The organism is Psychrobacillus sp. L4 (genome assembly GCF_042944905.1).
GTDB lineage: Bacteria > Bacillota > Bacilli > Bacillales_A > Planococcaceae > Psychrobacillus.
Window position 1 is genome coordinate 2,519,505 of record NZ_CP168496.1, and the last position, 20,998, is coordinate 2,540,502.

At 37.0% G+C, this 20,998-nt stretch carries 19 protein-coding genes and 1 other annotated feature; of the genes, 4 read left to right on the forward strand and 15 right to left on the reverse strand.

Annotated features, from left to right (window positions below):
* Window positions 1–563 precede the first annotated feature (563 nt).
* The 7 genes from ACEPXG_RS12090 to pepV are packed head-to-tail and all read right to left on the reverse strand — an operon-like array spanning window position 564 to window position 6,795.
* Window positions 564–1,415 (reverse strand): YtnP family quorum-quenching lactonase, encoded by an 852-nt coding sequence (locus ACEPXG_RS12090; protein ID WP_391202679.1) that lies wholly within the window; start codon window positions 1,413–1,415, stop codon window positions 564–566.
* A 16-nt stretch (window positions 1,416–1,431) separates the two neighbouring features.
* Window positions 1,432–2,073: a tRNA (guanosine(46)-N7)-methyltransferase TrmB gene (trmB, locus tag ACEPXG_RS12095; protein WP_391202682.1), complete on the reverse strand. Its 642-nt coding sequence runs from the start codon at window positions 2,071–2,073 to the stop codon at window positions 1,432–1,434.
* 4 nt (window positions 2,074–2,077) lie between these two features.
* Window positions 2,078–3,016, reverse strand: a complete 939-nt coding sequence (locus ACEPXG_RS12100; protein WP_391202685.1) for a diacylglycerol/lipid kinase family protein — start codon at window positions 3,014–3,016, stop codon at window positions 2,078–2,080.
* Complete coding sequence (locus ACEPXG_RS12105) at window positions 3,009–3,989, reverse strand: nuclease-related domain-containing protein (protein WP_391202688.1); 981 nt, start codon at window positions 3,987–3,989, stop codon at window positions 3,009–3,011. The genes ACEPXG_RS12100 and ACEPXG_RS12105 overlap by 8 nt, the downstream gene beginning before the upstream one ends.
* Window positions 3,990–3,992: 3 nt before the next feature.
* Entirely contained in the window at window positions 3,993–4,538 is a 546-nt protein-coding gene (thpR, locus tag ACEPXG_RS12110; RefSeq protein ID WP_391202691.1) for an RNA 2',3'-cyclic phosphodiesterase, read from the reverse strand.
* Entirely contained in the window at window positions 4,535–5,386 is an 852-nt protein-coding gene (gene dat / locus ACEPXG_RS12115; RefSeq protein ID WP_391202694.1) for a D-amino-acid transaminase, read from the reverse strand. Before dat ends, thpR begins: the two co-directional genes overlap by 4 nt.
* Window positions 5,386–6,795 carry a dipeptidase PepV gene (pepV, locus tag ACEPXG_RS12120; protein ID WP_391202697.1) on the reverse strand — a complete coding sequence of 470 codons (1,410 nt, stop codon included), beginning with the start codon at window positions 6,793–6,795 and terminating at the stop codon, window positions 5,386–5,388. Before pepV ends, dat begins: the two co-directional genes overlap by 1 nt.
* Before the next feature lie 328 nt (window positions 6,796–7,123).
* Here pepV and ACEPXG_RS12125 point away from each other — a divergent pair, with 328 nt between their 5' ends.
* Window positions 7,124–7,345 carry a DeoR family transcriptional regulator gene (locus ACEPXG_RS12125; RefSeq protein WP_151700651.1) on the forward strand — a complete coding sequence of 74 codons (222 nt, stop codon included), beginning with the start codon at window positions 7,124–7,126 and terminating at the stop codon, window positions 7,343–7,345.
* A 47-nt stretch (window positions 7,346–7,392) separates the two neighbouring features.
* Here the strand turns inward: ACEPXG_RS12125 and ACEPXG_RS12130 are convergent, their stop codons facing one another.
* Together ACEPXG_RS12130 and ACEPXG_RS12135 are read right to left on the reverse strand one after the other, a co-directional pair.
* A complete protein-coding gene (locus tag ACEPXG_RS12130; protein WP_391202701.1) occupies window positions 7,393–8,097 on the reverse strand; it encodes a pseudouridine synthase in 705 nt (234 codons plus the stop codon).
* A 9-nt stretch (window positions 8,098–8,106) separates the two neighbouring features.
* Window positions 8,107–9,723 carry an oligosaccharide flippase family protein gene (locus ACEPXG_RS12135; protein WP_391202704.1) on the reverse strand — a complete coding sequence of 539 codons (1,617 nt, stop codon included), beginning with the start codon at window positions 9,721–9,723 and terminating at the stop codon, window positions 8,107–8,109.
* Between the two features lie 104 nt (window positions 9,724–9,827).
* Between ACEPXG_RS12135 and ACEPXG_RS12140 the strand changes: the two genes are divergently transcribed.
* On the forward strand, window positions 9,828–11,093 hold the full coding sequence (locus tag ACEPXG_RS12140) for an NAD(P)/FAD-dependent oxidoreductase (protein WP_391202707.1): 1,266 nt from the start codon (window positions 9,828–9,830) through the stop codon (window positions 11,091–11,093).
* Window positions 11,094–12,065: 972 nt separating this feature from the next.
* Here ACEPXG_RS12140 and ACEPXG_RS12145 read toward each other — a convergent pair.
* The 6 genes from ACEPXG_RS12145 to ACEPXG_RS12170 all read right to left on the reverse strand — a co-directional run bounded on the left by ACEPXG_RS12145 (window position 12,066) and on the right by ACEPXG_RS12170 (window position 19,328).
* Window positions 12,066–12,659: a YdeI/OmpD-associated family protein gene (locus tag ACEPXG_RS12145; protein ID WP_391202710.1), complete on the reverse strand. Its 594-nt coding sequence runs from the start codon at window positions 12,657–12,659 to the stop codon at window positions 12,066–12,068.
* A 162-nt stretch (window positions 12,660–12,821) separates the two neighbouring features.
* Entirely contained in the window at window positions 12,822–13,151 is a 330-nt protein-coding gene (locus ACEPXG_RS12150) for an ArsR/SmtB family transcription factor (protein WP_391202713.1), read from the reverse strand.
* A 311-nt stretch (window positions 13,152–13,462) separates the two neighbouring features.
* Window positions 13,463–15,874: a leucine--tRNA ligase gene (gene leuS, locus ACEPXG_RS12155; RefSeq protein WP_391202716.1), complete on the reverse strand. Its 2,412-nt coding sequence runs from the start codon at window positions 15,872–15,874 to the stop codon at window positions 13,463–13,465.
* Between the two features lie 43 nt (window positions 15,875–15,917).
* Window positions 15,918–16,131, reverse strand: a binding site (T-box leader).
* A gap of 48 nt (window positions 16,132–16,179) precedes the next feature.
* Complete coding sequence (locus tag ACEPXG_RS12160; protein WP_391202719.1) at window positions 16,180–16,833, reverse strand: 3-oxoacid CoA-transferase subunit B; 654 nt, start codon at window positions 16,831–16,833, stop codon at window positions 16,180–16,182.
* Window positions 16,834–16,846: 13 nt separating this feature from the next.
* Window positions 16,847–17,536, reverse strand: a complete 690-nt coding sequence (locus tag ACEPXG_RS12165) for a CoA transferase subunit A (RefSeq protein ID WP_391202722.1) — start codon at window positions 17,534–17,536, stop codon at window positions 16,847–16,849.
* 610 nt (window positions 17,537–18,146) lie between these two features.
* A complete protein-coding gene (locus tag ACEPXG_RS12170; RefSeq protein ID WP_391202725.1) occupies window positions 18,147–19,328 on the reverse strand; it encodes an MDR family MFS transporter in 1,182 nt (393 codons plus the stop codon).
* Between the two features lie 123 nt (window positions 19,329–19,451).
* Between ACEPXG_RS12170 and ACEPXG_RS12175 the strand changes: the two genes are divergently transcribed.
* Both ACEPXG_RS12175 and ACEPXG_RS12180 read left to right on the forward strand, forming a co-directional pair.
* Window positions 19,452–20,411, forward strand: a complete 960-nt coding sequence (locus ACEPXG_RS12175; RefSeq protein WP_391202727.1) for a TIGR01212 family radical SAM protein — start codon at window positions 19,452–19,454, stop codon at window positions 20,409–20,411.
* Window positions 20,408–20,980: a class I SAM-dependent methyltransferase gene (locus ACEPXG_RS12180; protein WP_391202730.1), complete on the forward strand. Its 573-nt coding sequence runs from the start codon at window positions 20,408–20,410 to the stop codon at window positions 20,978–20,980. The genes ACEPXG_RS12175 and ACEPXG_RS12180 overlap by 4 nt, the downstream gene beginning before the upstream one ends.
* The last annotated feature ends 18 nt before the right edge of the window (window positions 20,981–20,998 follow it).

A 20,998-nucleotide genomic window follows, 5' to 3' on the forward strand; every position in this document is an offset into this window, starting at 1 on the left:
CAAGTAAAGGCTATATTGAGAGAAAGTAATAGCAACAAGTCCCCATCATGCATAATATATTGATCGGGTGCAATTAATTAGTGGCATTTCACTCTATGTTAAGGCTTTATTAGGAGAAATGGTCTCGTTTGCGATAGTTTTTGTCTCGTTCTTAGGGAAATTTGTTGCGTTCATCACGTGATTGGTCTCGTTCAACCATTTATTGGATTTTATTTTAGAAAAAACTTCATAAGTTTGAACGAATTATTGTGGTGACACTGAATAGCTAGCAAATATGCTGGATTGTAGCGGCAGGCGGCGACTCCGGAGGGATCAGGGAGACAGATGAGACAGCACAAGCGGCGCGCATGCGACGGTGCTGGCTCATCGCTCCCCCCTCGGAAAGCGTCCGCCTAAAGCGGAAATCCCGTGGTCACTATGACGCATTATCCCTTTACTGTTCGTAATAATAAGCATCGAAGTTCCCAAAATTAACCTTAGGCATACCAAACTTGCATAATCTGAAATTGAACAGACTGAAGGCAAACCCGATAATAATCGTGTTTGCCTTCAGTCTTTTTTGGTTAGGGTTTTAAAGTTCGTTCTACTTTATCCACCATTTCTTTCCCATCAGCTGACCATTTAACCAAACGATAAAAGGCATCGTGATAAAAACTGAACCAGTAATTTTGGAGTATCCCTTCATTCACCCATTTTTCTTTGGCGAATACAGAAGTCATTGGATAATCATCATATGCCAACACCCACAATGGATTTTGATGGGCATGCGTTGGCATTAAGTCTGCCATATGAATAATGGTTTCTCCATTTTGTTTAAACAAAATAATACTATGCCCATCGCTATGACCACCAGTATGAATCATCTCAATACCATCCAATACTTCTATGGAATTTGAAAACGGGATAACTTGCCCTTCAACTGGTTCCCAGTTCTCTTTCCAATAAGTATTTCGTGAACGAATATTTGGATTTCTCATCTCATTCCATTCGACATCTGATACGTAAATTTTCGCATTTGGAAAACTTGATACCAACTTATCATCTTCCCATCTTGTTAAACCACATGCATGGTCAAAATGGAGATGCGTCATGAGAATTAGATCAATCTCTTCAGGTAAAATTCCTAGTTGAGCTAGATCGTCCTCCACCTGAGATTGAGCGGACACTCCATAATTTCTGAGTTGTTTCTCTGTAAATTTTCCGAAGCCAAGTCCTGCTTCCATCAATATATTATGTCCTTTGTATTGAATGAAAAGAGGATCTGATGGTAACTCAATTTGATTTTTTTCATTGACGGGGTATTTCTTTTCCCATAGTGGTTTTGGCACTACACCGAACATGGCACCCCCATCCATGTAAGTTGTCCCGCCCTTTAGCCAAGTTAACGACATGTCGTGAAATTGAAACGTATCCATTCTCCCAGGTCCCCTTTTACACGTATTTTGCTTCTACTCGATAAATCGGTTGTCCCTTTGCAGAAAATTTCTCCTCGTATTCTGTCATAATATTATCTTCTGGCATATTTGCATGTAAATCGAGTGACACATCTTTTATTAACATCCCATAAGCCGACATGCTCATTAAAGAATATTCGAATAAACCACGATTATCCGTTTTAAAATGAATTTCAGCATTATCTACTAAAATAGATTCATATAGTTTTAAAAACACTTCATGTGTTAGACGTCTTTTTGCATGTCTAATTTTCGGCCAAGGATCAGAAAAGTTTAAATAGACGCGGTCTACATCATTTTTTTCAAAGTACTTTGCCAAATCTGCTCCATTTACTTTTAACAAGCGTAAGTTCGGTAGTGGTTGTGCAGCAAGCGCATTTTCTAATGCACTTACGATTACACTATCATATAGCTCAATCCCAATATAATTAATAGCAGGATTTTGTTTAGCCATGCCTGTTATAAACTGACCTTTTCCTGTACCAACTTCTATATGGAGTGGATTATTATTTTTAAATTCAGTATTCCATTTTCCTTTTAGGTCTTCTGGATTTGGAATTACAATTTCAGGATGAGCATTTATAAAATCATCTGCCCATGGTTTATGTCTTAACCTCATTACATTAACACCCTTTACTTTTTGGTTTTGCCAATTTCCAAGCTTTTGATTGTACAGAAAAAGAATAACTTTGATCTACATATGTCATACAAGAGAACTCTCCATCTACATGTCCATATACTTGATCATGCATTGTTATTCTAAAATTCTTCGCTTGAAATTGTTTCACTTCTTTATACTTTGTATGTTTGCCGAAAAAAACAGTTCCGAATATAAATAATAGTTTCCATCTAGCTAATTTATTCACTACTGTCATTTCGATTAATTGATCATTTGGTTGAGAGTTTGGAGATATCTTCATTCCTCCACCGAAAAACGGCTGATTGCATACGACTATAAACCAAACATCATCAAACTTTATCGTATCTTCTTCCGTATGTAAAGTGAAGGAAAATCTATTAAATGTTAATAGTTCTTTTATCACATATAGTATGTACGTTAATTTCCCTAATTCTAATGCATTTAACCACTTTTTCCACTTGGAATTATTGACAGAATAAACTACTTTCGCATCAAAACCAAAACCTGCATTATTTACAAATCCATAGGAATTTTGAGTTGATATTTGCTTCCCAAAATCTAATTCCTCATATGGATTAACATCATTTACATACTCCTGTAACTGTTCTACCGTTTGAAAAACAGAAAATGTCCGACCAAAATCATTTCCACTACCTGCAGAAATAACTCCAATTCGCACATGTTCATATTCAATTACACCAGAAATTATTTCGTGAATTGTTCCATCTCCACCAATGGCAATAATGATTACATCTTCCGTGCTATTTTCTGCACAATTCTTAGCAATTTCTGTGGCGTGTCCGCTATATTCTGTAAGATAATAACTGTAAGGAAAGGTTATTTTAGCTTTCCAAGCCGCCCATATTTTTTTCGCTCGTCCACGACCTGCATATTCGTTCACAATGAAGACGACTTTATTCATTTATTTCCTCACCGTCTACTTCCCAACCCGCTCTTGAATAGGAGGTTGTTTGTACTAGATCAAGTATCGACTGTGCAGCTTTAAATTGCATATGCTTCATAGGTGATGGGGATGACTTTAATGTCAAAAACCACTCTGAAAATTTTCTTGAATCCACAAATTGCGTATTAAAAGAAGTACCCGGATAATCAATATATCCATTTCTCGATAGAATTACCTTTTTAATTGGCAAATCAATCTCTTCTTTCTTAAAAATTTGCAATAGGATTGACTCCATTCGCTTCAATCCAACCATAGGACTCAATATTTTCTTCTCTTCCGTACCGCTTTTTCGAACCCAGAAACGATCGCTGCTTCCTATATAAGCATCCAAATCTTTCGCCTCAAGTACAACTAGACAAATAATTTCTGTAGGCAATATTAGAAGAATATCCAGTTCAACTGGAGCTTTTTTTAGTTTTAATATGGGATAATAAAACAAGAAATAATTATCTGGAAGTTGTAAGGTAAGGGATCGCAATAATTTATCTCGCATAAACTTTGGATCAACATATGACTTTTCACGTAATGTTGAGCTAGCCCACTTCAATTGAAAATGAAAAAGCTGATTTAAATACATTCGCTTTAACTCTTCTTTCGTTTGTGGGTTGTACACAATATTAGGCTGAAAATGTAGCGTTGTAGCCTCCTCTAGGACAACATCTTCTTCTTGTAACTCCGTTGGTTCCCATGTAACTTCTTCCAATTTTTCTTCTTTCTTGCGATTAAGAAACTTTGAGAAAAGGGATTTTTTCTCAGACACTTCTACTTCATCTTCCTTTTCTAGCCAAGATGAGTCAAAAGCTCCTTTTTCCCATTCCACTTTTGTTCGTTCCCACTGTTGCTTCTTTAAACGAACGAATTGAGTAGGGTATCTCTTTAGATCAACTTGATAACGAGATATATAGTCTTGAAGCTTTACTAGTTGAGCCATTACTTAACCTCCCCCACTATGCATGATATATAATTCCTCGTAGCGAGGTGTATTAGTTGGATTTACTCTAAATAAAGAGAAATTAGTAACCTTAAAGGTTGTACTTTCAAGTGGAAAATTTTCCATGGATAGTAATCCTTTAGAGGCCCATTTTTTGGCTATCGTAATATGGGCATTAAACTCTTTCCGATTATCAACTTCTATATAATTAGAAATTGTTCTAGTAACCTTTTCCTGCAATAATGTTAAAGATTCACTTTCTTTTAGTGCTGTATATACTACTCTCGGAGTGAGATTATTTCCAAAATGAGAGATTCCATTCGTCGTTAGATCAAAAGATTTCCAGTCGATATTTTGATCTAACGACTGGACTATTTGATCTACAGAATTTTGCTCAATCTGGCCTAAATAATAGAGCGTAATATGCAAGTCCTCCGCAACAGGCAATATTTTATGCGTTTCATGCAAATTAGTTGTATCTCTTGCTTCAATGATAGAAGTTGCAAGATTACTCGGAATTTTAATACCTACAAAATAATGTGTGTTCATCCTTCATGAGATGTTGGAATTTTTTTCTCAAAAGCTTGTTGTATTTTTTCCGTCCATTCACCACGTTTTGCGCTTCCAATTGCTTGTCCATTAATCGAAATAACCGGCATCACTTCCGCATTTGTTGAAGACATGATAAATTCATCCATTTCTAATGCTTGTTGTTTTGTAAAAGCTTCTTCTACAACAGGTAAGCCAACCTCTTTGCAACAATCCAAAATAACGTGTCTCGTAATCCCATTTAATATCAAGTTACTTACTGGATGTGTATAAAGTACGCCATCTTTTATGCCATACATATTAGAAGATGAACCTTCTGTAATTGTTTCATCTCGGTGTAAAATTGCCTCATAGCAATCTTTACTAATTGCTTCTTGTTTTGCAAGGACATTCCCTAGAAGATTTAAAGACTTTATATCGCAACGAAGCCATCTTATATCTTCTACAAAACATGCTTTTACCCCATTCTCCAGTTGATCTAATGGACGTGTAGTTTCTTTTGTATAAGCTGTCAGTACGGACTCTACTGCAGGACTCGGAAAGTTATGCTGTCTTGGACTAGTTCCACGAGTAACTTGCAAATAGATTTGACCATTTTGCACTTCATTCGTTTCGATTAATTCATGTATCATTTTATGCAGTACATCTTTTGTATAAGGAATGACTAATTGAATTTTATCTGCACTTGCATATAAACGGTCAATATGTTCCGTGGCAGTAAATACATCGCCATTATAAATTTTGATCACTTCATAAATTCCATCTCCAAATTGATAGCCACGATCTTCGTATCCAATTTTTACTTCCTCTTCACTTACAATTTGATCATTCCACAATATTTTTGCCATTAGATGTCACCTGCTTTTGTATTTTTTCCCGCTAGTTCGACGATTGCGTCCGCATAAATTGCAGTAGCTTTGACTAGATCATCAATATCTACATATTCATCTACTTGGTGTGCTACATCTTTTCTCCCTGGAAAAAGCATGCCGAATGCAACACCTTTCTTAAGAACACGCGCATATGTGCCACCACCAATTGATAGCAATTTTGCTTCTTCTCCCGTTTGTCTCTCATATACTTTTTGCAATGATTGTATAAGTATGTCTTCTTTATCGACATAATGTGGCTTAGAATTAGACCCAAGATCTAGCGTAATTCCTGTATCTTGAAGTATTTCTCTACATACACTTAGTTTTTCTTCAAATGGGTAACTAACCGAATAACGCATACTAACTTGGGTGCAAGACCCTTGTGCTGGTGCATAATGGATGACACCTGCATTTAATGTAGTATCTCCGGAAACTTCATCTGTAAAGTTTAAAGATAAAGCATGTCCTCTACTTTCATCTCCAAATGATGTTACTAAAAACTCTACAAATGCTTTGGAATGAGGAGTTAAACTAATTGTTCTTAAAAATTTTGCTAATAAAATCCCTGCATTTACTCCATCATTTGGCTCCATTGCATGCGCCGATTTCCCATGTACTAATACTTTCAACATAGATCCTTCTTGAACTACTTCTCCTGTAATGTGATGTTCACGTGCAAATTCATTAAACTTCTCCTTAATGGAATGTAACCCTCCGAAAATAAGTGCAAATGCTTCATCAGGAACCATATTTGTTCGTTTCCCAGCTTGGAAAAACTGAATAGTCTCCGTATCAGATGAGCCTGTTTGTGTAAAAATCAAAGTTGCGATGCCTTTTTCAGCGTTTATAATTGGAAAGTCTGCATCAGGTGCAAAACCTATTTGTGGCATTTGCTCTTTTGCAAAATAGCGATCTACACAACGAAATCCACTTTCTTCATCTGTCCCAATAATTAGTCGTACTTTTTTGGAAAGTTCAATACCTGCTTCTTTTACTAATTTCATCGCCATCCAAGCTGCAATGGTTGGACCTTTATCATCAATAGCCCCTCGTCCGTATACTTTATCATTTGCTACAGCACCTTCAAATGGAGGATAAGTCCATCCTTTCCCCTCAGGTACAACATCCACATGACACAGAATTCCGAGAATTTCCTCCCCTTCTCCCATTTCAATATGTCCCGCCATATTATCAATATTCTTTGTAATAAGCCCTTCTTTTTCACCTTCACTTAACATATGAAGAAGTGCTTCAAGGGGTTTTGGTCCAAAAGGCATTTCTTCCGTAACAGCTTTTTCATCCAGCACACTCGGAATTTGAATCAATCTTTGTAGTTCTTCTACAATTTCCGTTCGCTTTAGTTCCGCTAATTCTAACCAGTTCATTGTTATTTCCTCCTACCCTATTCGTATAACGCTATTTTACACTTTTTTTCAACTTATCACACAAAAAGAAGGCATTTTCAGTCTTCTATTTTCGCTTGGTTAGGAAGTCTATTCTATTCATTTCACGGAAACATATATAAATTTTTTGTAAATAAACTGCTTTTTTATAGAAATTTTATCGTTAATCTACTATAATTAAATTGTCAGATAATATATTACTGACTACCAATATAGTAAAGGGGCTGTAAATTGCAATTACTTAGTTGCTTTTCACCCAAGTCGTCCGCTAGTCTTGCCACGAGATATGAAGATGAAGGAGTGGTTACTTTTGAAACCTACTACTGATCGGATGCTCAATCGAATTAAAGATATGTATATGTTCATCCTTGATCACGGAACTGTTACAACTCAAGATTTAGTCGATGAATTTGGCATCACTCCTCGCACAATTCAACGAGATTTGAATGTACTTGCGTTTAATGACTTAGTCATTAGCCCAACAAGAGGCAAATGGACCACGACGAACAAACGCATTAAAATGACATCTTAGACCTTGCTATATGAAAAGAATGACCCCGCCTAAGCGAGGTCATTCTTTTACTGTATACTTTCTAATTCTTCTTCTGTTAACTCCCTATAATAGCCTTCCATTAAAGATTCATCTAACTTCAATGCACCCATAGACAGCCTTTTTAAATAAATTACTTTTTTCCCAACGGATTCAAACATTCTTTTTACTTGGTGAAACTTGCCTTCTGTAATGGACAATTCAATTTCAGAAACCTCGCCTTTACTTAATATGTTTAAAATGGCAGGCTTCGTTTTGTAGCCATCATCAAGCGTTACGCCATCTGCAAACGCTTGAATATCAGATTCATCTACTAAGCCTTCTACTTTTGCAAAGTATACTTTTGGTACATCTTTATTTGGAGACAAGAGACGATGCGTTAAAGCACCATCATTTGTTAATAAAAGCAATCCAACCGTATCCTTATCTAATCTCCCTACAGGATAGGGTTCAAAATGATGTACATCCACATCCAATAATTCAATTACTGTTCGATCTCTCGAATCCTCTGTTGCAGATACAACACCAGCTGGTTTATTTAGCATTAAATAAATAAATTCTTTGTACTTAACTATTTCCCCATATACAGAAACTTGATCAGTAGTTTCTTTTATATGCATCGAACTGTCTTTTACAACGACGTCATTTACTTGAATTGCTTTAGACTTAACTAATATCTTCACTTCTCTTCTCGTTCCAAATCCCGTATGTGCTAGAAATTTATCTAATCGCATTTCATTCTCCTAAAAACCAAATTTTTTCGTAAAACGTGTAATCTTTTCTCCAAAGAGCTTTTGTGCAAGACCCAGTCTAAGCGTGACATAGCCATAAAAAGCTGCACCAATAGACGCTGTGATAAAGATTACAAGTAAAGCTCCAAACTTACTATCTACCGTGAATAAATGCTCTATTCCCCATTTACAAACGAAGACAAGACTTAACATAGCAGCGTTAATGATCACTATAAGTAAAATTCTCCGCATAACCATGCTAGATTTATATTGTAAAGTTTTTGTAATTGCAACCATATTTAATGCGATCGCTACAAAGTAACCAATAGAAGTAGCTAAAATGGCACCATCTGTTTCAAACGCTTTAATCAAAAGAGTATTTAACACGAGTTTCGTTAAAATACCGACTAATAAGTTTAAAATGATCAGTTTTTGACGATCAATTCCTTGTAAAATGGAAGTCGTTACAGGATAAAGTGCAAATAATATGGCAACCGGTGCGTAATGTGCCAATACCGTTGAACCTACATCACTTTGCTCGTAAAACAAATGATAAAATTCATTGGATAAAACAGCAATTCCTAAAGCAGCTGGCATTGTTAAAAACAATAATATTTGAAATGCCTGATCTAATGATTTTCGTACTTGTACAAAGTCTTGTTTTGCATAGTAACTCGTGATAAATGGAATTAATGCCATCGAGAACCCTGTTGCTAGCATAACCGGTATCATTACAAGCTTTTGAGTCGTAAGATTTAACATTCCTAAGAGCACGCCTGATTCTTTTCCGCTTATTCCAATCTGCGCCATCGCACTATTAAATGTAATCATATCCACAAATTGAAATAAAGGATTGATAACACCTACCAAAGCAAAAGGAACGGTATAAACTAAAATCTCTTTATATATATTTTTCAAAGATACATCAGAAGTTGTATTTCCACTTCCTTCAAGTAACGCATTAAATTCTGGTTTTAACTTTCTCCAATACCAATATAAAACAAACATACTTGCAATTGCACCAATAAATGCGGCAAATACAGCAAAAGAAACAGCAGTGTTTTCTGTACCTTTAAAAACCTTTATAACTAGAAATGCTCCGGCTAAAACAAAAATCACACGGACAATTTGCTCGATCAACTGTGAGACAGCAGTCGGTGTCATATGTTGATACCCTTGGAAAAACCCTCTAATTAAGCTCATCACTGGAACGACAATTACTGCAAAACTCACATATTGAATAACAGTTGCTACATTGTGAACTGTTACAAATGCATCATTATCTTTAATAACTAAGCTTGCGATAGGTTCTGCTAATGTGTACAAAATAATAAATCCTAACACACCTGTTATCGTCATTATTACCATACTTGATTTCACTAGTTTTCTACCTGTCGCATAGTCACCAAGCGTATTATATTTCGCTACAAACTTAGAAACAGCTACTGGCATACCAGAGACAGCTACTGCTAGCATGATAGAATAAGGTACATATGCATATTGATACAGACCGATATACTCTTCTCCAATTAGTTGATAAAAAGGAATAATGTAAAGCACACCCAGAATTCTAGATAATAAGAGACCAATCGTTAATATCATTGTCCCTTTTAATAAATTTGATGACATAAAACCCGCCCAATCATATATTTTGTCTACACTACAGTTTACATCTGTCGAAAGAAAACCACAATCATGTATAATAAAGAAAAAAGGGAAAGTGTGAACTTATTATGTATGACGTAATTATAGTAGGCGGGGGTCCTTCGGGATTAATGGCCGCTGCCGCTGCAGGAGCAGAAAACAAGACAGTATTGTTAATTGAAAAAGGTGCTAAGCTCGGGAAAAAGCTTGCAATCTCTGGCGGAGGTCGTTGCAACGTAACTAACAGACTCCCTCAGGAAGAAATCGTAAAAAACATTCCTGGTAACGGACGATTTCTTTTCAGTCCGTTTTCCGTTTTTAATAATGAAGATATTATCGGGTTTTTCGAAAACCTTGGAGTAGCATTAAAAGAAGAAGATCATGGAAGAATGTTCCCTGTTTCCAATAAAGCAATGGATGTAGTGAATGCCTTACTGGATGAGTTAAAGAGACTCCATGTGGAAATAAAGTTGAATTCCCCAGTAGCTAAATTATTGATGAATGATGAAAAGATTATTGGTGTCCGACTTGCAACTGGTGAAGAAATTGTTGCTGGTGCAGTAGTCATTGCAGTTGGAGGGAAAGCAGTACCTCAAACCGGATCCACAGGGGACGGATATCCTTGGGCTGAAAAAGCCGGACATACCGTTACCGATCTTTATCCAACAGAGGTTCCTTTATTATCCAATGAACCTTTTATTAAATCGAAAGAACTGCAAGGCCTTGCACTTAGAGATGTTGCCGTTTCTGTTTTAAATAAAAAAGGGAAAGCCATCATTACCCATCAAATGGACATGCTATTTACTCATTTTGGGCTAAGTGGTCCAGCTATTTTACGATGTAGCCAATTCGTCGTGAAAGAGCAAAAGAAAAATGGTGGCCAGCTTGTCCAAGTTCGTATAGATAGTTTACCAGAACTAAATCAAGAGGAAACTTTCCAGGCCCTTCTCTCTTCTATTAAGGAAGATCCGAAAAAAGCAGTGAAAAATGTGTGGAAAGGTATGGTTCCGGAAAGATGGTTGTTGTTTTTACTTCAACATGCAGAAATCCAAGAAAGCGAAGATGGACAAAATCTATCACACGAAAAAATTAGAACTTTGGCACATTTATTGAAACAATTTAGCGTTAATGTTTATGGGACACAGCCACTAGACAAAGCATTTGTAACAGGCGGAGGCGTGTCCATAAAAGAAATAGAACCAAAAACAATGGCATCCAAGAAAAAAGCAGGACTATATTTTTGTGGAGAAGTATTAGATATTCACGGCTATACAGGCGGCTATAATATAACTTCGGCACTTGTAACTGGTAAAATTGCTGGGATGAGTGCAGCATTGTCTACAGGATTAAATTAATTTTCATGACTATTGATTATCATATTTTGTCCATCTAATACATCTTGGTTAATGTACGATTAGTTTTCCGTCTTACTGTAGAAATAATGCGTTATAGTGACCGCCGGGATTTTCGCTGCATGGCGGACGCTTTCCGCAGGGTGTGCGATGAGCCTTCACCGTCGCTATGCGCCGTTGTGAAGTCTCATTTTGCTCACTTGATCCCGCTGGAGTCGCCCCCCTGCAGCGAAAATCCATCCTATTTGCTAACTATTCAGCATCACTACTATATTTCGTTCAATATTATTAAGTATTTCCTAAAATAAAATCCAATAAATGGCTGAACGAGACCAATCACGTGATGAACGCAACTAACTTACCTTAGACCGAGACAAAAACTATCGCAAACGAGACCATTTCGCTACTGAACGATACCATTTCTCCTAATAAAGACTTAACTTGAAGTGAGATGGCACTTATAAAGTGTGCGCTATCATTATATTGAGCTTATGCCTTGTAAGATTGTGCAAAACGGATTCTACGTTTTGCATAACGGGTAAAATAGTGCACATGATGGATTGCAGCGGCAGGCGGCGACTCCGAAGGGATCAGGGAGACAGATGAGACGGCACAAACGGCGCGCATGCGACGGTGCTGGCTCATCGCTCCCCCCTCGGAAAGCGTCCGACTAGAGCGGAAATCTCGGCGGTCACTACGACGCACTTTTTCTATAAAGCGAACTGAAACATAAAACCGTAAATCATCTTTTTTCATTTAGTGGAATAAAATGGATAATCAAACGAATTATTAATTTTTGTCTTTATGTAGGTTTTGAATAAAGTATTGAACGGACCTTTTAGCAATCGAAAAGAAACCATTTTGAAAAGATTGATCAAAATGGTTTCTTTTCTTTTAGTCGTATTTCTTCCAGTAGCGCACGAAACGTGAGGTAATCTCTTTAAGTTTGATGAATTAGTTTACTTATCAAATATACTAATCATTTAATCCCTTTCCATCGAGAATTTGCTGCATACATTTTTCAACCCTTGACTCCCGTGTTTTGGATTGTTTGGGTTGAGAGAAATGAAGTATGTATGCTCTTTGTCGCCCCGGTGTCAATGCTTCAAAAGCAGTTTTTAATTCAAGAATATCATCGAATTTATTTTGAAGTTCTCCAGGAATTATGTATTCTGTATTCTTTTTAAAATTCACTTCCAAACCGGCTTTTTCAACTTCAATAGCTTCATAAATATAGGCTTTCAAGATGTCTTCCATTTCAACTATTTCTTGAACATTGGTGAAACGAATCTGGCGCGCCGCCTGGACATTCTCCGTTTGTTGAATTAGAATTCCATGTGCATCCTTTAACAAGACTCCCTTGTTAAACAAAATTGCACAATATTCTTTAAATCCGTGTATTAGAACGATGTTTTTTTTCTCAAACGTGTAACAAGGATGCATCCACTTAAATTCTTCGGTCAACTCACAGTCAAGAACGATATTTCGCAACTGCTCATATTCTTCCTTCCACTTTTTAGCTTTACTTAAAAATTCATCAACTTTAGGATTCGTTTTACTATTTGTCACCAAGGAACACCCCTCTTCAATTTTTCGAACAGCTGGCAGTTAAGAATGATTACTCAACTTCTCCAATTCTATCTGTCACTTTTTTGCTTTACTTGAATATTCATCAACCTTGTATCATTTTCCATGACCACTTGGCAAGCTAATCCAAGGATAATGTTAAGCTCATTGTTCTTCGCCCTCTAATTGTTGGCTCAATCGCAATATATTCGTACTCCAGAACTTGCTGTAGAAAGCTACCCAATCTTGAATTTCCTCTAGTGGAATAGTATTGAGCCTATAACGTGTTTCCCGCCCGACTTTTCGAACGGTTACTAGATGAGCATCTTTCAAGATAGCTAAGTGCTTGGAAACCGCCGTACGACCCATTTCGAACTGAGATGTCAATTCGTGAAGAGGCAATTCTTCTACGACTGCCAATAAACGAATCAGTTCACGTCGAGTCGGGTCAGCAACGGCAACATACACATCCCTCTTTTTATTTGTATTAGTCAAAATCACCCTCCCCTAACTTTCGCATTATGAAAAGACTCCGATTGATGTCCGATTTATAATAGGACAATAATAGGTGTCGTGTCAAGCAGACTTGCCTTGGAAAGTTACAGGGAGCTTATGTGGCTAATTTGCAGGTAGTTCAATAAGAAAAAAGAATACTCATTTGTAAGATATTAAATTCAAACCATTAATTATTTTATATTTGAAATGTCAAATAAAAGCAGCTTTATATTTTGATAATAAAGACGATGAGAAAAGAATAAAAAGCTGCTTCGTCTCTTAATTAGAGACAAAGCAGCTTTTGTTTTTCATCAAATAACGATATTCACCATTTTACCAGGAATCGCAATGATTTTCTTCACTTCTTGCCCTTCCAACCATTGTTGCACTTGTTCAGAAGCAAGCGCTAGTGCTTCTAGTTCTTCTTTTGTTGCTTCTTTTGACACAAGTAGTTTCGCACGTACTTTCCCTTTTATTTGAACTGGAATTTCTACTTCATTGTCGACTAATTTAGATTCGTCAAATGTTGGCCAAGCTTCATACGTAATCGTATCCTCATGCCCAAGGATAGCCCAAAGCTCTTCAGCAATATGTGGAACAATCGGAGAAATTAATTTAACAAATCCTTCTACATAGTCTTTCGAAATACGGTCTACTTTATATCCTTCATTAATAAATACCATCATTTGTGAAATAGCAGTATTATAATGCATTGCCTCATAGTCCTCGGTTACTTTCTTAACCGTTTGATGATACACCTTATCGAGATTTGCAGAAGATGTATCCGTTACTTTGGCGCTCAAGTTTCCTTCCTCATCTACTAACAAACGCCAGATGCGGTCTAGGAATCTACGTGAGCCATCTAACCCGTTTGTTGACCATGGTTTAGATGAATCAAGTGGCCCCATGAACATTTCATATAGACGAAGAGAATCGGCACCATGACTCTTTACGATATCATCAGGATTTACAGTATTTCCTTTTGACTTAGACATTTTCTCATTATTTTCACCAAGTATCATTCCTTGGTTAAATAGTTTTTGGAAAGGCTCTTTTGTAGTAACAACACCAATATCGTAGAGGAATTTATGCCAGAAACGTGCGTACAATAAATGCAATACTGCGTGCTCCGCTCCACCTACGTAAATATCCACTGGAAGCCAGCGTTTTACTAGTTCTGGATCCACAAGAGCTTCATCATTGTTAGGATCGATATAACGTAAGTAATACCAGCAACTACCTGCCCATTGTGGCATTGTATTTGTTTCACGACGTCCTTTTTTACCTGAAACTGGATCTACGACGTTTACCCATTCCGTAATATTTGCAAGAGGTGATTCACCTGTTCCACTTGGCTTAATATCCGTTGTTACTGGTAACATTAGAGGTAACTCAGACTCATCTACTGGTGTTGAAGTACCATCTTCCCAATGAATAATTGGAATTGGTTCACCCCAATAACGTTGACGGCTGAATAACCAGTCACGCAGACGATACGTAATTTTCTTCTCGCCTTTACCATTCGCTTCAAACCATTCAATTGCTTTAGCGATTGCATCTTGTTTATTTAAACCATTCAAGAAATCCGAGTTAATCAGTGTACCATCTTCTGTATAAGCTTCTTTTTCGATTTTCCCACCTGAGACAACCTCTACGATAGGTAGGTCGAATTGTTTTGCAAATTCATAGTCACGTTCATCATGTGCAGGAACTGCCATAATTGCGCCCGTTCCGTAAGTAGATAATACATAATCTGCAATCCAGATAGGCATTTTTTCGCCACTTACTGGATTGATTGCATATGCACCCGTGAATACACCTGTTTTATGTTTTGCTAGGTCTGTACGTTCTAGATCACTTTTCAGTTTTACTTGATCTTTGTATGCTTGAACCGCTTCCACTTGTTCAGCGGTTGTAATGGTATCCACTAACTTATGTTCTGGTGCAAGTACAGCATATGTCGCACCAAAAATTGTATCTGGACGAGTTGTAAATGCTCTGAATGATTCATTCGTGCCATCAACTTCAAAAGTAAGTTCAGCACCTTCTGAACGCCCAATCCAGTTACGTTGCATTTCTTTTAAGCTCTCCGGCCAATCAAGCTCATCCAAATCTTCCAAAAGTCTATCTGCATAAGCAGTAATACGAAGCACCCATTGACGCATTGGGCGACGCTCTACTGGATGTCCCCCACGTTCAGACAATCCATCAATTACTTCTTCATTTGCCAAAACAGTTCCGAGTGCTGGACACCAGTTAACTGGTACTTCATCTACGTAAGCCAAACCTTTTTTGTAAAGCTGAACGAAAATCCATTGCGTCCATTTGTAATAAGAAGGATCGGTTGTATTTACTTCTCTGTCCCAATCATAAGAAAATCCAAGATCATTCATTTGACGTTTAAAGGTAGCAATATTTTTTGCCGTAAATTCAGCTGGATCATTCCCTGTATCGATTGCATATTGTTCTGCAGGAAGTCCAAAAGCATCCCATCCCATTGGATGAAGTACGTTATACCCTTGCTTACGTTTAAACGCACTTAAAATATCAGTAGCAATATATCCAAGTGGATGACCTACATGAAGTCCAACTCCTGAAGGATACGGGAACATATCTAAAGCATAAAACTTTGGTTTGGAAGGATCATCTACCATTTTATACGTCTTGTTTTCTTTCCAATAATTCTGCCATTTTTTTTCGATTGCTTCATGATTAAAGCTCATTAAAATTCCTCCTTAAAATAAAAAAATCTCGTCCCTTAAAAAACTAAGGGACGAGAGTATATACTCACGCGGTACCACCCAAATTAGTGAAAACTTCACTCAACTTGACTCCTTAACGCGGAAAACGGTATAAGTTACTATCATTTCACTCATACAGACTCAAAGGCGAGTTCAATAATTCGTCACGCTAACTTCCACCATCCGTTAGCTCTCTATAGAAACGAGGGTTATCTACTAATCCTTTTCACAGTCCACTTCTATTAAAACTAATAATAATGGATTTCGGAATAAATTACAAGCTGCCTTTAGATGGCTACATTTTCTTTTACGTCTTTAATAATAAGCGTAGCTTCCGTTGCATTAATAATATCTTGAACAGTATAGCCTTCAAATACTTCTTTTAATTCAAGGCCATTTTCTGTCACTTCTATCATTGCCCGTTCTGTAATTATTTTATTCACAACAGCTTTACCTGTTAAAGGTAATTCGCATTCTTTTTTAATTTTGGCAGAACCATCTTTTGCACAATGATCCATGATCACGATGATTTTTTTCGCACCATGCACTAAGTCCATCGCACCGCCCATACCTTTAATCATTTTCCCAGGAATCATCCAGTTTGCTAAATCGCCATTCTCAGACACTTCCATTGCCCCTAAAATCGCTACATCTACATGTCCTCCGCGAATCATCGCAAATGATTCAGCACTTGAAAAGAAAGAAGATCCAGGAATAGTTGTGACCGTTTCTTTTCCAGCATTAATAAGATCAGGATCTACTTCTTGTTCCGTAGGATAAGGTCCAATACCTAGCAAACCATTTTCCGATTGTAAAACAACTGTTTTATCAGGAGAAATGAAGTTCGCAACTAATGTTGGTATTCCTATACCTAAATTGACGTAGTTTCCATTTTCAATTTCTTTTTCTGCTCTTCTTGCAATTTTTTCACGTGTATTCAACTTAGTCTCCCCCTTATGAACGTGTCGTTAAACGTTCGATTCTTTTCTCTTGTGTTGCTTGGAAAAGCCCTTGTACATAAATACTTGGTGTATGTATTTGTGCTGGATCTAAGTCACCTGTTTCTACAATTTCTTCTACTTCCGCAATCGTAAACCTTCCTGCTGCTGCCATCATAGGATTGAAATTTTGAGCTGTTTTATTGTAAATTAAATTTCCAAACTTATCTGCTTTTGCTGCGCGAACTAATGCAAAGTCAGCACGAAGCGATTCTTCTAATACATACTCTTTGCCTTCAAAAACGCGCACTTCTTTTCCATCTGCGACTACAGTACCAACACCCGCTGGCGTAAAGAAAGCGGGAATTCCAGCGCCACCTGCACGAATTTTTTCGGCAAGTGTTCCTTGAGGTGTTAACTCCACTTCTATTTCACCTGAAAGTACTTGACGTTCAAATTCTTTATTTTCCCCAACATAGGAGCCTATCATTTTTTTAATTTGTTTATTTTTTAATAAAAGACCAAGACCCCACTCATCGACTCCACAGTTATTCGAAATAACCGTTAAATCTTTTACCCCTTTTTCTACTAAAGCTAAAATAAGCTGCTCAGGAATACCAACAAGGCCAAAACCACCTACCATTAGTGTCATTCCGTCTTGAATGCCTGCAACAGCTTCCTTTGCAGAACTGTAAATTGGTTTCATAATCCCATTCCCCTTTCTATCGAAACACCCTTCTCTATAATATTCTCAAATATTTAACAATTAAGCAATTCAATTTCCTTGAACTATGTATATATTGCAAGAGAATGTAAAGGAAATACAGGATATGCTCGAATGTCATTTCTATGAATAAAATCTGCCAGCACTTAGAAATTGATGTAGTTGGTAGGGGCATATGCGAGCCGGTTAGGGGCGGATATCCTCGCTTTACGGGAATATAGCTCCGATTTAGGGGTGGATGCAGTTGGTAGGGGCGGATGCCAATCGTTTAGGGACAGATAGCCTCGCTTTATGGGCATATAGCGCCGGTTTAGGGGTGGACGGTTTTGATACGGGCTTATGCCATCTGTTTAGGGGAGGATAGCTGCACTTTACGGGCATATAACGCTGCTTTATGATGCGAGACCCTAGAGAAAGAAAGGACTGGCGAGATCTCACACGTAGCGTTTGATGTGCGCGGAGATAGTTCTATGTATCACAGCGAAAAACAAGTTTCTCTTCCAGTTTCGATTTTTCTTACTTCCTATTTTTAAAAATAGACAAACTCGATTTTTTTCGAGCTTGTCTACAGTCTAACACCGTTTAAATTGATTTAAATGGTAGTTTTATTTAATGCTTTCTTAAGCGGGAGATCATAAAGTAAACTAGTAATAATCGCGAAAATCATCAAACTTGTTAGGATTAATATCATGATTGGCGTTCCATATGCTTCTACAAGAATTCCTCCGACGAAAGGTCCAATCATTCTTCCGATTGTCGCCATACTATTGACAATCCCTTGGTAAAATCCTTCTCTTCCTTTTGGAGCAAGCTTATCTGCAAGCGTTGGTACTGCAGGCCACACAAACATTTCTCCAATCGTTAATATGACCATCGCCGTGATAAACATAGCATAGCTTTCTGCAAAAGCTACCACAACAAATGAGCCCATAAAAATAACAATCCCAATAATAATCTGCGCTTTTATTTTATGTTCTAGTCGATTGATTATTGGCTTTATAAGAGGTTGTCCTGCTACTATAAGTACTCCATTTAACGACCATAATAAACTATATTGCTTTAGCGATATGCCCAAATCTAAAATATGTGTAGAAATTGTAGTAGTCCATTGAACATAAACAATCCAAGTAAGCATATACCCAATTGTCACAATTATCATTGCATAAAAAGGTGCTTTTTGATTACCTTTCTTTTGTTCATTCGACACAATTGCATGTCTATTTGAAGTAACCGATAAATTACGGTAAAAGACTAATGCAACAACAAAAAACAAGACATATGTAAGTAAATTTGCTATAAAAATATTATTGATATTATTAGCCGCCACAAGTCCACCTAATGCTGGTCCAAGAGCAACCCCTACGTTTTGTGCTAAATAAATAGCATTAAAAGCTTTTCTACCACCTTCTGGCCAAACACTACCGACCATTGCATACATACTCGGAAAAATAATTCCACCACTAAACCCCAAAATTGCTACAAACCAAATATATTCCGGCCAACCATGCCAGAAATTTAATAGTAATAAAGCAACCAAAGATAAAGAAATACCAATAATGATGGATTTATAACCACCAATTCGGTCGAAAAAGTATCCGCCTAGTAAGTTACCAATAACACCAGTTCCAGCATTTATCATCAGAACAAATCCAGCCATCGTTAAGGATTGCCCTAAGTAATCATGCATATAAATCGTATGTAAAGGCCATAAAAAGGAATTTCCCGTTGTATTTATAAACATTCCTATGATTAAAAGCCACACAGCTTTTGGCATCACAAGCACCTCCATTTCCTTATGTGCTCAGACAATTGTATTCTTTTTTATATGCCACTTCAAGATGCTTGCACAAAAGATAACGGAGTCATGCTAAAATATAATGTTAAGGAGTGAATATAAATGAACGAAAATAACTTTCCTTTTCCTTCTGATGGAAAACGATACTATACATGGAATCGCTATTTACGAAATAAATTTGATCAAAAAATATTCAAAGTAGCATTAGATGCAGGATTTGACTGTCCCAATAGAGATGGCACCGTCGCATACGGTGGTTGCACTTTTTGTAGTGTGGCAGGTAGCGGGGACTTTGCCGGTAATAAAGTCGATCCAATACCAGTACAATTTGAAAAAATAAAAGCAAAAATGCATGAAAAGTGGAAAACAGGAAAATACATCGCTTATTTTCAAGCATATACAAATACACACGCACCTCTGCCTTTATTAAAAGAAAAATTCGAAGCGGCTCTTGCACTGGAGGGCGTCATAGGAATATCTATCGCAACAAGACCAGATTGTTTACCAAATGATGTTGTGGAATATTTAGCCGAACTAAATAAAAGAACGTATTTGTGGATAGAACTAGGTCTGCAAACCGTGCATGAGCGAACTGCGAATCTCGTGAATCGTGCACATGACTATCCTACTTATATAGAGGGTGTAAACAAATTACGAAAACACGATATTCGAATATGTACACATATTATTAATGGATTGCCTCTGGAAGATCGAGAAATGATGATGGAAACAGCAAGAGAAGTTGCCAAGCTCGATGTTCAAGGGATTAAAATTCATTTACTACATCTACTTAAAGGAACACCGATGGTAAAACAATACGAAAAAGGGAAGCTTGAATTTATGGAACGAGACGCTTACATTCAACTCGTAGCAGATCAACTAGAAATATTGCCACCAGAAATGATTGTGCAACGCATTACCGGTGACGGACCTATTGACCTGATGATTGGTCCTATGTGGAGTGTAAACAAATGGGATGTCTTAAATGGAATTGACGCTGAGTTAGCTAAGAGAGAGAGCTACCAAGGAAAATTGTATCAAAAGTTCGGTGTCTTGAAATGAAATTAAAAAGAGTTTTACCATTTGCAAAAGAATTATTAACATCTGTTATAGAACCAGGGGATTTCGTTGTCGATGCAACTGCTGGTAATGGTCATGACACTTTATTTTTAGCAAAACTAGTTGGCGAAGCCGGGCATGTATATGCATTTGATGTTCAACCCGAAGCTATACAATCCACGGAAGAAAAGTTAGTAGAAGCAAATTTGCTTTCGAGAGCAACCCTAATTCTAGATGGGCATGAAAATGTTTCGAAGTACATTCAAAAAGAAATTGCAGCAGCTATTTTTAATCTTGGATACTTACCAGGTAGTGATCTTCAAATTGTGACGAAAGGTAACTCCACAATTCAAGCTGTGGCATCCCTTTTAGAGATGTTAAAAGTAGGTGGTTTAATTATTTTAGTTGTTTATTCTGGACATCCCGGTGGTAAAGAAGAGAAAGATGCATTAATGGATTATGTAATGCAATTACCTCACTCCTATACACATGTACTTTGTTACCAATTTTTAAATCAACAAAATAATCCTCCTTTTATTGTCGCAATTGAAAAAATGAAAGCAAACATCTAAATTCGTTTGAATATAATT

Coding starts and splice junctions, on each gene's coding strand:
- dat (WP_391202694.1), bottom strand. CDS start 5,386: ATGGCAAAAATATTGTGGAATGATCAAATTGTAAGTGAAGAGGAAGTA.
- ACEPXG_RS12090 (WP_391202679.1), bottom strand. CDS start 1,415: ATGGATACGTTTCAATTTCACGACATGTCGTTAACTTGGCTAAAGGGC.
- ACEPXG_RS12170 (WP_391202725.1), bottom strand. CDS start 19,328: ATGCCAAAAGCTGTGTGGCTTTTAATCATAGGAATGTTTATAAATACA.
- pepV (WP_391202697.1), bottom strand. CDS start 6,795: ATGAACTGGTTAGAATTAGCGGAACTAAAGCGAACGGAAATTGTAGAA.
- ACEPXG_RS12135 (WP_391202704.1), bottom strand. CDS start 9,723: ATGTCATCAAATTTATTAAAAGGGACAATGATATTAACGATTGGTCTC.
- thpR (WP_391202691.1), bottom strand. CDS start 4,538: ATGAACACACATTATTTTGTAGGTATTAAAATTCCGAGTAATCTTGCA.
- ACEPXG_RS12165 (WP_391202722.1), bottom strand. CDS start 17,536: ATGAAACCAATTTACAGTTCTGCAAAGGAAGCTGTTGCAGGCATTCAA.
- ACEPXG_RS12175 (WP_391202727.1), top strand. CDS start 19,452: ATGAACGAAAATAACTTTCCTTTTCCTTCTGATGGAAAACGATACTAT.
- ACEPXG_RS12100 (WP_391202685.1), bottom strand. CDS start 3,016: ATGAATAAAGTCGTCTTCATTGTGAACGAATATGCAGGTCGTGGACGA.
- ACEPXG_RS12105 (WP_391202688.1), bottom strand. CDS start 3,989: ATGGCTCAACTAGTAAAGCTTCAAGACTATATATCTCGTTATCAAGTT.
- leuS (WP_391202716.1), bottom strand. CDS start 15,874: ATGAGCTTTAATCATGAAGCAATCGAAAAAAAATGGCAGAATTATTGG.
- ACEPXG_RS12130 (WP_391202701.1), bottom strand. CDS start 8,097: ATGCGATTAGATAAATTTCTAGCACATACGGGATTTGGAACGAGAAGA.
- trmB (WP_391202682.1), bottom strand. CDS start 2,073: ATGAGGTTAAGACATAAACCATGGGCAGATGATTTTATAAATGCTCAT.
- ACEPXG_RS12140 (WP_391202707.1), top strand. CDS start 9,828: ATGTATGACGTAATTATAGTAGGCGGGGGTCCTTCGGGATTAATGGCC.
- ACEPXG_RS12180 (WP_391202730.1), top strand. CDS start 20,408: ATGAAATTAAAAAGAGTTTTACCATTTGCAAAAGAATTATTAACATCT.